The 13,726-nt window shown below is 66.0% G+C and carries 9 protein-coding genes and 1 pseudogene; 8 read left to right on the top strand and 2 right to left on the bottom strand.

Features of this window, described 5'->3' with window-relative positions; genetic code table 11:
• Positions 1–116: 116 nt before the first annotated feature.
• Positions 117–1,670 carry an AMP-binding protein gene (locus ACFY4A_RS23575; protein WP_390831321.1) on the top strand — a complete coding sequence of 518 codons (1,554 nt, stop codon included), beginning with the start codon at positions 117–119 and terminating at the stop codon, positions 1,668–1,670.
• 21 nt (positions 1,671–1,691) lie between these two features.
• Here ACFY4A_RS23575 and ACFY4A_RS23570 read toward each other — a convergent pair whose 3' ends face one another.
• Entirely contained in the window at positions 1,692–2,663 is a 972-nt protein-coding gene (locus ACFY4A_RS23570) for an NADPH:quinone oxidoreductase family protein (protein ID WP_390831320.1), read from the bottom strand.
• 202 nt (positions 2,664–2,865) lie between these two features.
• Between ACFY4A_RS23570 and ACFY4A_RS23565 the strand changes: the two genes are divergently transcribed.
• The 6 genes and pseudogenes from ACFY4A_RS23565 (at position 2,866) to folE (ending at position 9,959) form a co-directional block, all read left to right on the top strand.
• On the top strand, positions 2,866–3,948 hold the full coding sequence (locus ACFY4A_RS23565) for a Zn-dependent alcohol dehydrogenase (protein WP_390831319.1): 1,083 nt from the start codon (positions 2,866–2,868) through the stop codon (positions 3,946–3,948).
• A gap of 246 nt (positions 3,949–4,194) precedes the next feature.
• Positions 4,195–4,383: pseudogene (locus ACFY4A_RS23560) on the top strand (transposase); the annotation flags it as partial.
• Between the two features lie 336 nt (positions 4,384–4,719).
• On the top strand, positions 4,720–4,947 hold the full coding sequence (locus ACFY4A_RS23555; protein WP_390831318.1) for a hypothetical protein: 228 nt from the start codon (positions 4,720–4,722) through the stop codon (positions 4,945–4,947).
• 195 nt (positions 4,948–5,142) lie between these two features.
• Complete coding sequence (locus ACFY4A_RS23550; RefSeq protein WP_390831317.1) at positions 5,143–6,891, top strand: amidohydrolase family protein; 1,749 nt, start codon at positions 5,143–5,145, stop codon at positions 6,889–6,891.
• Between the two features lie 157 nt (positions 6,892–7,048).
• On the top strand, positions 7,049–8,548 hold the full coding sequence (locus ACFY4A_RS23545) for an aldehyde dehydrogenase (RefSeq protein ID WP_390831316.1): 1,500 nt from the start codon (positions 7,049–7,051) through the stop codon (positions 8,546–8,548).
• A gap of 766 nt (positions 8,549–9,314) precedes the next feature.
• Positions 9,315–9,959, top strand: coding sequence for a GTP cyclohydrolase I FolE (gene folE / locus ACFY4A_RS23540; protein WP_390831315.1), 645 nt, complete (start codon positions 9,315–9,317; stop codon positions 9,957–9,959).
• A 484-nt stretch (positions 9,960–10,443) separates the two neighbouring features.
• On the opposite strand, the gene ACFY4A_RS23535 is transcribed toward folE, so the two are convergent.
• The gene (locus ACFY4A_RS23535) at positions 10,444–11,085 is read right to left on the bottom strand and encodes a hypothetical protein (protein ID WP_390831314.1); all 642 of its coding nucleotides are present in this window, start codon (positions 11,083–11,085) and stop codon (positions 10,444–10,446) included.
• Positions 11,086–12,009: 924 nt separating this feature from the next.
• On the opposite strand from ACFY4A_RS23535, the gene ACFY4A_RS23530 reads away from it, so the two are divergent.
• Positions 12,010–13,701, top strand: a complete 1,692-nt coding sequence (locus ACFY4A_RS23530; protein WP_390831313.1) for a hypothetical protein — start codon at positions 12,010–12,012, stop codon at positions 13,699–13,701.
• Positions 13,702–13,726 lie beyond the last annotated feature (25 nt).

Raw genomic sequence — 13,726 nt, 5'->3', positions numbered from 1 at the left:
TCACGGTCGGCCTGGTTGCAGCGTGCATCACGCGAAGGGTGCGGGACGCAGTCCTGCTCAATGATACGAACACTGGTAGTATATTGCCGGTTGCCTCGTGAAGGGAGCAGTGAAGAATGGCCGACAGGCTGCGGACACTTCCTGAGACGTTGGCGTGGCGAGCGGGGGCGAGTCCGGATCGGGTGTTCTTGCAGACGACCGACGGAGCAACTGTCACCTATCGCGAACAGCACGAGGCCGCCTTGACGGTCGCCGGTGCGTTGCAGGAAGTGGGCATCAAGGCCGCCGACCGAGTCGTGTCCCTGCAGAACCTGCATCCGGCCGCATTCGCCAACTGGCTCGGCATCGCGTACCTGCGCGCGTGGGACGTGCCGGTGCACACCGGTGCACGCGGCGACACCCTCAACTATGCGATTCACAACGTGGAAGCCGAGACCGTCGTCGCCGACAGCGTCTTCCTCCCGCAGCTCGCTGAGATCGCGCATGAGCTTTCGCAGGTGCGTCTGGTACTGGTCACCGACGACGGACCGATCCCCGACCTGCCGTTCGAGGTCGTTCGACAGTCCGAGTTGACCGGCGCGAAGCCACTCGAGGATCCCGATCCGCCGAAGCCGTGGGACGTGGCGACCGTCGTGCACAGCTCCGGCACGACAGGCCCGGCGAAGGCGATCATCGTGCCGTGGGGGTCGCTCGACGTCCAGGCCGTGCGCATGTGGCCGATGGAGGACCTCACCGAGGACGACGTCTTCTACACCTACGCGCCGACGTACTACACAGCGTCGAAATGCTTTCCCGAGATGATGGCGATACTCGGCGCCCGTTGCCTGCTGCAGCCCCGACTGCGGATCGAGACGTTCTGGGACGATGTGCGAAAGTACGGCATCACGACCTCGATCGTCTATCGGGAGCAGGCGGAGTTCCTGCTCAGGCAGCCGGAGGCCCCGCAGGACGGGCAGACCTCACTGCGGAACGTCATGATGATCCCGGTCTCGCCGCTGCACCGGGAGTTCCGGGAGCGATTCGGCGTCCGCGTCTGCACCGGCTACGGCCTGTCCGAGGTCGGAAACATCACGACGTCGGCCGGCTGGAACACCGACAACTGGGCCAGTGTCGGCAAAGTGACGGCGGGCGCACCCGGCTGGCAGCACCGCGTTGTCGACGCATTCGACTACGAGGTCGCGCCGGGTGAGGTCGGTGAGCTGGTCGTGCGCGCGGACGAGCCGTGGTCCGTGAGTCTGGGGTACTACAAGATGCCCGAGAAGACCGCTGCCGCGTGGCGCAACGGTTGGTTCCACACCGGCGACGCGGTGCGCGAGGAGCCGGACGGCGCCATCCACTGGGTCGACCGCTTCTCCGACCTGCTGCACCGCAGGGGCGTGGCCATCGCCTCCTACGACATCGAGCGCTACCTCCTCGCGCACCCGGAGGTATCCGAATGCGCTGCAGTTTCCGACAACACCGGGCCTTCCGACGAGGACATCCGTGTCTTCGTGGTGCGAACACCGGACGCGACGATCTCGATCGAGGACCTGCGAGCATTCGCAGAATCCAGCATGCCGGGCGAACTGGTGCCGGAGCACTTCGAGTTCATCGACACCCTGCCGCGTACGCAGGCCAGCAATCGGATCCAGAAGGCGACGCTGCGCGCGCGGGCGGCTGGTCGGGTCTGAGGTCGGAGAGACCGTGCCCCACTACGGGACGAGCACGGTCTTTCCCACGGCGCGGCGGTTCAGCAGATCGGCGAGAACGACTCCGGCGTCGTCGAGCGGCCGCTCGAACGGCGCGACCGGGTGCAGGGCTCCTTGAACGACAGCGTTCACCATCTCAGCCACCAGCGACACGTTGGCCTGCGGGTGTCGGGTCACCCAGCTGCCACGCTCGACACCGATGACGCTGCGGTTGCGCAGCAGGACGAGATTCAGTGGAATCCGGGCAATACCTCCCGGGAATCCGACGACCAGAAAGCGCCCGTGGAAGTTGAGCGCGCGCAGTGCCGTCTCGGACAACTCTCCACCCACGACGTCGTACACGATGTCGACGCCGTTGCCGTCGGTGAGATTCCGGGCGGCCGCCTTGACGTCCTCGGTCAGCGGGTCCAGCGCCGCCTCGGCGCCCATCGAGAGAGCGAGTTCGCGCTTCTCGGCGGAGGACGCGACGGCGATGACCCGAGCTCCGAGCGACCGGGCCACGTCGATCGCCGCCAGGCCCACGCCGCCGCCGGCGCCGGTCACGAGTACCACCTCGTCCGGTCGCACCACCGTGCGTCGAGTGAAGGCGAACCACGCCGTGCCGTAGGCCTGGAGGAACGATGCGCCGCGGGCGAAGTCCAACTCTGCAGGTAGCCGCACCAGCTTGGTGTCGTCGGCCAGTGCAAACTCGGCGAAGCCGCCGCCGGCGGCGGCGGCGAAGACCCGGTCGCCGGGGCGCCATTCGGTGACGTCCGCGCCGACTGCTTCGACGACACCGGCGACCTCGCCTCCCGGTACGAACGGAGGAGTCCGCGGGAACTGGTACTTGCCTGAGACGATGAGCGCATCCACGAAGCTGGCGCCGGCCGACCGCACCGCGATCCGAACTTGTCGTGCACCAGGATCCGGCACCGGGCGATCCTCAACGGCGAGGTTCGCCACGGGCCCCAGTTCACTACAGACGACAGCGCGCATGCGCCTATCGTACCCGATAGACTAGCAGCGTTCGTTTTCTACTCGGGGTCGGCTGCGGCCCACTTGTCGGTATGAGTTCGGGATACTTGACGGTACAAGGGAAGCACCTTACATTACGGCCACCACGCGGTGTGTCCCCTCGGCTGCAACCACCGTGTCGGCGGCCCGTCACCGCTGAGAGGTCGGGATGAAAGCTGCACTCATGTTGAAGCCCGGGTCGCTGGATATCACCGACGTCGCCGTCGACAAGCCACTGCGAAACGAGGTGTTGGTCCGTACCCTCGGTTCCGGTCTCTGCCACAGCGACCTGCACGTGATCGATGGCGACTACGGAGCGGCCGGGCTGGATGCGCCCGGAGGCATGCTCTTCGGCCACGAAGTCTCAGGGGTTGTGGAAGCGGTCGGCGAGGACGTCACTTATGTGCGGGCCGGCGATCATGTCGTGACTTTCCCGCTCCAATACTGTGGGCACTGCGAGTACTGCCTGCGTGGTATGCCCACTCTGTGTGCGGACTCGCCGGGTTCCCGCCCCGCGTCGGCCCCCCCGCGGTTGACCCGGCAGGGTCGGGCCGTATTCCAGTTCAACAACCTCGGCGGCTTCGCAGAGCAGTTGCTGGTGCACGAGCACGCACTGGTGAAAATCGACCCCGAGTACCCGATGGATCGCGCGGCGATCATTGGCTGCGGTGTGGCGACGGGATTCGGCGGCGTAGTCAACACTGCCGCGGTGCGTGCCGGCTCAGCTGTCGCGGTTATCGGCCTGGGAGGGGTCGGGCTCGCAGCCGTGCAAACCGCGTCGCTCGTGGGTGCCAGGCAGATCATCGCCATCGACACAGAAGCGGCGAAGCTCAACCTGGCGCTCGAGTTCGGCGCTTCCGACTGCGTCGATGCGTCATCGGTCGACCCGGTGGACGCGGTGCTAGAGCTGTCCGGCGGCGGGGTGGACTACTCATTCGAGGCGATCGGCCTGAAGACCACGGTCGAACAGGCGCTACGCATGGTGCGCCGAGCAGGGATCGCAACTGTCCTCGGCATCGCCGTCGGGCAGCACATCGAACTGGACGGCGGACTGTTCGTCTACGAGCGACGTCTGCAGGGCAGTCTGATGGGTTCATGCCGGCCACGCATCGACCTGCCGCGCATCATGGAGCTTGATTTGGCCGGGCGGCTCAACTTGCAGGGGTTCATCGATCGGCGCATTGCGCTTGAGGAGATCAACAACGGCTACGACGCGATGCGTCGCCGCCAGATCGCCGGGCGCCGGGTGATTACGTTCTCTCAGTAAGCTTGCCGTTTAAGGTCCGCCCGTGGTCAGCTCGGTGAGCTGACCACGGGCTTCGTCGTTCTGCAGACAGCAGGGCGGCCTTTGCGTGATCATGTCTTCTCGCTGAAGTCGGCGTTGATCACAACAAAGGCCGTGAGGGTGAGTCCGCTGGACGATGCCGCCCACGTCGAGTCCCTGACCGTGTTGTCCCGGTTCCGAATGATCTCGGGGGTGGTAGCTGCGGGCCTGTGGATCTGGGGGTCCGGGGTGGCGCGGCCCAAGCCGTGGGAGGTTGACGACGAGCTGTGGGCGGTGATTGAGCCGCTACTGCCGAAGGTGGAGCGTCGGATGCGGCATCCAGGCCGCAAGCGGCATCCGGACCGGCTGGTGTTCCAGGGCATCCTGTTCATCTTTCACACCGGCATCGCCTGGGAGCACCTCCCGCAGGAACTCGGCATGATCGGCGACCCTGCGCATGGGCGACGGGTCGCAAGCGCTTCTGGTACCGGGGGGCTGCCCGGTGCAGCGCTGGATGACCTCGGCCTGACGGCGACCGCCAACGGTGACACGACCGTAGTGCCATTGCTCAAGGCGCTGCCGTGGGTGGGCACATGGCCGCTTCGGGCCCGACATGGGACTGGCGGTCACTGACGTACGAACAGTTCGATCGGCTGCTTCGCGCACGCGCGGCGTGAGTTCGCCGCGATACCGCTCCCGCAAGGGAGGACTCACTGCTAAAGGTCGGTCGAGTCGCGAACGAGGTCGGCTACGTACGCTGTCATACGGCCTTTCATGGCGCGCACTGTCGGCCACTGCAACATCGACAAGGTCGGTACGGCGCTGACCAATCCGCTCGGCGTGCTTCGAGCCTGGACGGAACTGGGCGCCGAGCCGTCGTCGGTCCTGCCGATGAAGGTGGACGCCGGGTGGTGTGGTGTCCCTGTCCCGTGCGGTATGTGCCTGCCCCCTGGTGGCCCGCTACGAGGTGGCGATCCCAACGTCGCGACCAGCTTCCGTTGAACTGACCCCTTCGGTCCACCACCGTTCGGTCAGCGGGCAGGAGGCTGGCACGTAACTCCTGTGACGACAGTGCCTGTACGGACAGGTAGCGTGCATCTTGCCACCCGAATGTCCCCAAACTTAACGCGACCTCTTGCACCTTGTACGTACAGGTTTTAACGTCACCCGCAGCACTCTCTGGAGCGGGAGGATCACATGGCGGAATTCGACACGATCATTCGCGGCGGCACCGTCGTCGACGGCACCGGGTTGCCGAAGTTCGAGGGAGACATCGGCATCAGGGACGGGAAGATCGCCGCGATTGATGGGCTGCGCTCGTCGACCGCGGAGAAGGTGATCGACGCGGACGGCCTGATCGTCGCACCGGGCGTCGTCGACGCCCACACCCACTACGACGCCCAGGTGTTCTGGGACCCGTACTGCACGATCTCCGGTTGGCACGGCGTAACGAGCGTCGTCATCGGCAACTGCGGCTTCGGCTTTGCACCGTGTCGCCCCGAGGACCGCGATCGCTCGATGCTGTCGATGACCCGCAACGAGCAGATCGGGCTCGAGGCGATGCAGCAGGGGATGCCTTGGGACTGGACGACGTTCGCGGAGTACCTCGACTCTGTGGAGCGTACGCCCAAGGGTGTGAACGTGCTGAGCTTCGCCCCGCTCTCGCCCTTCATCATCTACGCGATGGGCTCGTACGCCGAGGCGAAGAAGCGCCGCCCGAACGAGAAAGAGCTGAAGGCGATCTGCCAGCTGCTGGACGAGGCCATGAAGGCCGGGGCGTGCGGCTGGTCGGTGCAGCGCATGGGCGAGCACTCGATCCAGCCGGACTTCGACGGCACTCCCATGGTCACCGACATCATGACCGACGAGGAAGGGTACGCCTTCGCGCGCGTACTGAAGGAGCGCGGCGAAGGGACGATCCAGCTGACCTACGCGCCCTCCGGTGACAAGAACGCCGAGGACTTCTTCGACCTGCCGGCCGTGGAGTACTGGGTGGAGAAGCTCGCCGAGTATTCCGGCCGCCCGGTTCTTCACAACACGCTCCTGGCGATCGACGGCAAGCCGGATGTCCACCGGCACTCGATCGAATGGCTCAAGCAGTGCCACGACAACGGGCTGAGCGTCTACGGCCACGCGGACACGAATCGGAACTTCCAGCAGTTCAACTTCGAGACCTGGAACGGATTCGACATCGCACCGGCGTGGAAGGCCGGACTGATGGGCAGCCCTGCCGAACGCCTGGCGAATCTGCGTAACCCCGAGATCCGCGCGAAGATGCTGGCGGACAAGCCCTGGCTTGCGAGCATTGAGGGCATCGGGCTCAAAATCGAGCGGATCGAGGTGCTCGCCACCGGCGGCTACCCCGCCCTCGACAAGTACGTGGGGAAGAACCTCGGCGAGATCGGGGCGGAGCAGGGCCGTGATCCGCTTGAGGTGATGCTCGATCTCGCCGTCGAATCCGAGCTGCAGGTGACCCTGCGCACCCCCATCGTCCATGCGCCGAACGCCGAGTACATCGCAGAGCTGCTCCGCAGCGGCCACGCGCTCCCCGGCATCTCGGACGGTGGCGCGCACATGAAGTACTTCGTAGGCGGCGGGTACAGCACCGATCTTCTGACCTGGATGGTCCGGGACACGGGGCTGCTCAGCCTTGAGGAGGCGCACCACTACCTCTCGGCGCTGCCGGCTCGCGTGAACGGTTTCAAGGACCGAGGGACTCTGACCGAGGGACAGGCCGCGGACATCATCGTGTACGACCTCGCCAGCCTGAAGCAGGTTCCGGAGGGCCTGTTCGAGACACGCAACGACCTGCCCGGCGGCGACTGGCGTCGGGTGCGCTGGGCGGAGGGGTACCACTACACGATCGTCAACGGTCAAATCACCTTCAAGGACGGCGTCGCCACCAACGCCCACCCGGGCAAGCTCCTTCGCCACGGCCGCGCCTGACCGACGGCGAGCGGGTCTCCCCGCCACGTCACCAGTGCGAAGACGAAGACGAATGCACATCGGTGCCGGGGCAGCCCCGCGCGCTCTGCTCACGTCCGGAGCTGGGCGCGCGGGGAGACACCGTGGCTGATTCGGCCGAACTCAAAGGAGAACGAGCATGACGCTGCTGAACGACGCGGCTGCACCTGTTCGTCACGCGAACCGTTTCTACATTGGTGGGGAGTGGGTCGCTCCCTCATCCGATTCCGCGTTCGACGTGATCGACTCGAGCACGGAGCAGCTGTACTTCCAAGTGGCTGAAGCGCAGGCCCCGGACATCACGCGGGCCGTCGATGCCGCCCGCCGGGCGTTCGACGAGGGGCCGTGGCCGCGCCTGACCCATGCTGAGCGGGCTGAGTATCTCCGAGCTATGGCGGCCCAGTTCAGGGACCGTATCAAGGACTTCGCGCAGATCTGGCCGCGGGAGTCGGGTGTCATCCACACGGCGGCGCTGCATGTGGGTGAAGCGGCCGCGGGTATGTTCGAGTACTACGCGGAACTCAGCAGCACCTACCCGTTCGAAGAACCGGTGATGCCGACGGCTGGTGGCGAGTTCGGACTGTTGGTACGCGAGCCGGTGGGCGTCGTCGGGGCGATCGTTCCATGGAACGGCCCGCTCGGACTGATCGCGGCCAAAATCGCGCCGGCACTCCTGGCAGGCTGCACGATCGTGCTGAAGTCCTCGCCGGAGGCGCCCGGCGAAGGGTATGTCGTCGCCGAGATCGCCGAGGCTGTGGGGTTGCCACCGGGGGTGCTCAACGTGGTCACAGCCGACCGGGAGGTCTCCGAGCTGCTCGTCCGCGACCCGCGCGTCGACAAGATCACTTTCACCGGCTCGACGGCAGCCGGACGCCGCATCGCGTCACTGTGCGGTGAGCGCGTCGCCCGTGTCACCCTCGAACTGGGCGGCAAGTCGGCGGCTGTGGTGCTCGACGACTACGACGTCGCAGCGGCAGCCGCCGCGATCGCCGGCCAGGAATGCTTCCTCTCCGGGCAGGTGTGTTCTTCGCTGACGCGCGTCGTTGTCACGAAGAGGCAGCACAACGATCTGGTCGAGGCGCTGGCATCGATCTTCTCTGGCATCCAGGTCGGCGACCCGTTCGACGAGGCGACGCAGATGGGACCACTTGCACTCCAGCGCCAGCGCGATCGGGTCGAGGGCTACATCGCCAAGGGCGTGGATGAAGGTGCGAAGCTCGTCACGGGCGGTCGGCGCCCTCAGCATCTCGACCGCGGCTGGTACATCGAGCCCACGGTCTTCGGGCAGGTCGACAACCGGTCCACGATCGCGCAGGAGGAGATCTTCGGCCCGGTGCTGAGTGTCATCCCGGTGGAGGATGAAGCGGAAGCGGTCGCAGTCGCCAACGACACGATCTACGGGCTGAATGCGTCGGTCTTCACCGATGACGTCGATCGGGCTCGGCGAGTCGCCCGTCAGATCCGATCCGGGACGGTGGGCCACAACGCGTGGCGTTCGGACTTCGGTGTGTCCTTCGGCGGGTTCAAACAGTCAGGAATCGGGCGCGAGGGCGGCAAGGAGGGACTACTGCCCTTCCTCGAGACGAAGTTCATCGTCCTCGAGGGCCGCCCGACGGGATTCGAGGACTCGGTCGTCTGATCACCGGAACGCAGGACCGGCGCGCCGTGGGAACGCCCGGACGCGCCGGCCTCCCGGGATAACACAGGGCTGGAACGCAGAGCTGGTCGATCGGCTCTCGCTGATCGCTGACCGTTCGCCTGCGAGAACGACTGATTCTATGAAAGAAACGGCTGATGGAACACACCCACGCGAGGTGGTGACCGACATGAAGGCACACCGAATGGCAGGCTGTCCGGATTGGTGCTGCTTGGCTCACAGCAGTGATTCGCCGATCTCACACGAGGCGCGTTCCATCGAAGTTCCTGTTGGCTTCGGCAAGGATGGGGGGCAGTTCTTCGAGGTAAGGGCCGTTCAATACCTCACCGAAGATTCCGGTACCACCCACGCTTGCGAACCTGTTCCTTTCGTGGAGTTCGCCCACCACGTCAATGGCCGGTACAGCTTGATCAACATGTCGACTACCCAAGCACGGGCGCTTGTTGATGCCCTACTGCGCAGCATTGACGCCGCAGACTCCGCCACCGGTACAGACCGGCATCAGCGCAAGTCCTCCCAGTACTCCGGAAGTAGAACGTGACATTCGAGCTTCTGGGTCAGCTTGGGGCTACTAGCGGGGTTTGGCGAACATGCCTCGCGACGCATGTTTGGGCAGCCTGGTGGCGACCACCTTCCCTTGCTGGGTTCGGTGGCGGTGAGGACTCGGCCATGAGGCGGCGGCCGAGAGCTACCCCATCAAGATCACGATCGTCAAGCGGAACAGGTACGAGGCGTCGAGGATATGAGCATGGCGAAGTCAAGCATGGCAGGGAAGAAGTTGAACGCGGCCGCGCCTTCTTCAGGACTGCGCGTGGTGCACGGTCGCGGTGTGCCCGATCTCGACGCTGCGGAGCGGGCGGTCAGAGACCTCTTGGTGGCGCTTGGGAAAGACCCAGCCAGCGAGCACCTCGCCGATACACCCCGGCGTGTTGCCCATGCTTATCGTGATTTGCTGACGCCGCGAGATTTCGATCTCACAGCTTTCCCCAACGACGAGGACTACGACGAGCTGGTACTCGCTTGCGATATTCCTGTCTATTCGTTGTGTGAACACCACATTCTGCCGTTTCACGGAGTGGCGCACGTTGGATACCTCCCCGGCGAACGAATCCTGGGGTTGTCGAAGCTCGCTAGGACGGTTGAGCTCTTCTCTCGTGACCTGCAGGTGCAGGAGCGACTGACGAAGCAGATCGCGGACTGGTTGCGGGACCATCTCGCTCCACGGGGCGTTGGGGTCGTCATTCAGGCGGAGCACATGTGTATGACGTTGCGCGGAGTCCGTGCCCCCGGTTCGCGCACTGTTACATCAACCATGCATGGCGTCCTGCGGGATGACGCGCGCTGTCGCGCGGAGTTCCTCGCCTTGACCGGGATGCGCACAGCAAGACAATGATCACGATGCTGAACAAATCAAGAATGAGCGCAAGGTTCCGTGCTGCTCGTCCACCCCACTCTGCAGGCGCTGCCTCATCCGGACACTCAACGAAAGCAGGACACCGTAGAGTTGAACGGTCAGGGAACGCACGCCGGTGAAGGCCGCTATGTCCGTGCGGGCATGAAATCGGCGCCCACTGCACCACCCGCCGCCGCGAATGCAGGGTTGATGACGGCTGGTATGCCGATTGTTGTTCGTGTATCGGCTATGAAGGTCTGCTGCCGCCCGAGCTAAGGCACTACGACCTCCCAGGACACAGTTGGCGACGTTGGCGGACGGAGAACCGATGACGGTCATGGGCAGCGTCGGCACGGACGTTTGCTTGCACGAAGCGATCGCTGCCTATCAGACCGGCTACCGGCCGTGGATCGTCACCGACGCCTGCGCTTCCATATGCCACAGCACTTCAGGGGGGTGAGGCTGCTCCATGAGTGTATGGCGATCAGCCTCCAGGGGCTGTTCTGCTGCTGCCCCTGTGCGCGAAGCGGCGAGCGAGGTGGCAAGGCTCATCCGTGTGGTGCTCGCTACCAAGCCGGCGCAGTGCTTCCAGCGCGGCACAGAGTGTGGGGGCCGGGTTGGTCCAACCGCTGGGGATGGTGAGGCGGAGCCGCTGATGCGGTTCTTTCCCGGTGCGTTGCGCCCGACAGTCGACCACAGGGACCAGGCCGAGTTCCATGCTGTGCAGCAGAACCGGTTTTCCAGCTCTGACCATGGTGATGAGTTCCTGGCGTGCCACGGGTCCGAGCCGCAGGAGGCGCCGTCTGCCGGCTTTGGAGTGGACGCCGGTGACGATGAGGCCGTCGAGGGGCTCAGCGAGCTTCGGCCACTGCGCGAAGTAATCGGCGTTCGAGCCGAGGGCGGTGCAGTAGTGGAGCAGCTCGACGCCCCGCGGGAGGAGGTCTCGGATGCTACCGAGACGATGTTCCCAGTTGGGGCGGTCGAGGAATCTGGGGGGCGCGCTGAAGTAGACACGGGCCGGTTTTTCGGGGAGACGGACGGCCGCGATCTGTCGCATCGCTTCGATGTACCCGCGGCGTCGTGCGGGCGGTGCGTAGCTGTCGATCGGATGGTCGGGCGTGGTCATGAAGGCCAGGAGGCCGTGGCCCTCTTGCGCGTAACGACGAGGCTCTCACCCGATGTGCGACTGGCGGTGTGTCAGGGAGTTCTGGGCCAGCGGCGACACGGTTCGCGGCGGGGTGCCATGGTTGCATACCGTAAAAGTAGAGTGATCTCGAATTTCGCCCATACGGCTTTGTGTCCCGCAGCCTTGAGCAAGCTGCGGGGCGAAACGCGACCTCATACCTGTGGAGGTCACGTCGTGGATCAGGCCACCCGTACTCTCCGACAGGCACACAACAAGGCACCCGCCGTAGCAGCGATGACATGCGCATCGCTCCGGTCGGGTGCCTTCTTTTTCCCCAGTCTTCCGCGCTGGTCCGGGCGCGGGTACACCTCTGCCCCGGCAGGGGGCGAGATGGCGTAATCGCGAATGGCGGTGCCCGCTGAGCGGGGCTTCGAGCCGCCGGGACGCCCGGCCACCTAGGTGAGCGCAATCACCTCGGCTATGGCGCCCCATCTTCCACCGGGCGGGCTTAGCAGGCCCTCCCGAAGGCTCTGTCCGTCCGGTTAGCGGCCGGCCGAACAGTTCGATCTTGGTTCTCCGCGAACCAACGAAGCGCCAGAGGCGGCTTCGTCATTTCCTCCTCCACACGTGAAGGAAAGCAAGAGACATGTTGCAGCATGCTGCTGCCTTTTTCCAGCCCGTCTATGCCCGACTGGCGGCAAGTGCGCCGTCCATCCGGTCATACTCCTCGTCTCAGCACGCCAACGCGCCAGCTCTCCGGCCGCTCACGCGTACGTCGGCGGACGTTTCCCTTTCCCACGCTTGGGGCCTGCGGTGAGCCCCGCATCGACAGCCAGTGCTCCGGTTCCGTCGCAGCGCTGTGAGGCCAGGGCTGCAGCGGGCGTACCGGTGCGACGTCAGCGGGTGCGGGTGCCGTGGCGGCTGGTGTCTTCGCCCCACTACCAGGACGTCACGCTGTCGGTGTACGTGAAGATCGCCGCACTGGCTGCGCGGCCGGAGGGATGCCAGGCTAAGACATCGACGATCGCTTCATACCTGGGGCTGTCGGTGGCGTCGGTCGATCGCGGGATGAAGCAGCTGCGCCGTCCTGGCCCGGACGGTGTGGTGGAGCTGCGTTCGGAGCGGCGGACGCTGCCGGGGGGCCGAGGTCAGTCGGCGCTGCGAACGGTGCGGCCGATGACGCGTGCGGAGACGTTCGTGTGGCTGCCGGTTGCGGCTGCTGAGGACCTCACCCCCCGGCAGCTGCGCGCGTACGCGCTGATCCTCTTCACGGAGCAGCGGGGCATCGCGCTGACCGAGGGGGAGCTAGCGGCAGGACTGCGCCACCACTCCGGGGAGAAGGCCGGCCAGGCGATCTCGGTGACGGCGGCCGGGGCGATCGTGGACGAGCTGGAGGCGGCGCGCTGGGTGACAGTACGAAGGCGGGCCGGGGCGCAGGGGCGGCACCGGTACATCGCGCACGACATCGCTCCGGCGCCCGTGCAGTCCACGCCCGACGTCGTCCCTGAGGAGCCGGGGAGGGCCGCGAACGGGACCTCCAATGAGACGGATCCTTCCCAAGTTGGTGAGGGATCGGGTTCGCCAGTTGATGAGGGATCCCTCGCGTATGAGGAATCACCTAAGACTGATCGACCAGAGGACGGGCGTGCGTTTCTCGCACCCGCCGTAGGCGAGGTACCGGTAGGTATGTGCGCCGGGGTTGTGTATAACCCCGCTGGCCAGACGCTGCCTACTGAGGCCGACGGTGGTCTCGCGCTTCCCGCGGGTGGAAACAGCCAACAACCCTCCCCGAAGTCCGAGAACGAACAGCGCGGCAGCAGGGACGGGGGGCCCACCCGTCCGTCGTACACCGGTCCGCAGCTGGCCATGAGCGCGCAGATATACGCCGTGCTGGAGCCGGTGCACCTGCTGCTGAAGCGGGCGAACAACGACTTCGTCGTGCGGAAGATCGCCCGTGAGGTGGGCCGTCAGCTGCGGCAGGGCATGACCGCCGAGCGGCTGCGCTACCGGCTGACTGCCCGGTTCGCCGGCGTGATGCTCTCGGACGTCCGCGACCCGGGACGGTGGCTGCTCGGGCTGGCGCTGCCGCGCTGGGGCTGCGGGCAGCTGGACTGCGAGTCCGGCACGACGTGGTCAACCGGCCGCCGCTGCAACGTATGCGCCGAGGGCGTCGCCGACCGCGCCGCGGCCCGGCAGCGTGCCAAGCGTGTCGGGCACGGCCTGTGCCCAGAGCACGGAATCCGTCCCGACCCAGTCGGCACGTGCAGCGTCTGCGAGTTGGACGACGTCATCCGGCGCCCTGCCGCGGCTCCGGTTCCGGCGCCGCGGGAGCCCGAGGGCCCGGCGCGTGACTACTGCGGTGACTGCGGCGCCCGGATCTTCCTGACCGGTCACGCCATCGAGGACGGCCTGTGCAAACCCTGCCGAGAGGATGCCGCTGCCCTGGCCAGCACCGCGCCCGCGAAGCTTGCCGCCCCCGCGCGGCCGGATACCTGCTCCGGCATGGACGGCAGCGTGCCGTGCGGCCGCGCGGCCCTGCCGTCCCGCAACGTCTGTGCCCGGCATCGCGTCCAGGAACTGGCTGCCCTCCGGGACGGCGTGGAGGTGAGCGCGTGATGCGTGTTGCTGGGCGCGCTGCCGT

Source organism: Streptomyces sp. NPDC001292, assembly GCF_042896465.1.
GTDB lineage: Bacteria > Actinomycetota > Actinomycetes > Streptomycetales > Streptomycetaceae > Streptomyces.
Note: the sequence above shows the minus strand (reverse complement) of the source record. Positions and strands in the feature narration are given on the sequence as shown.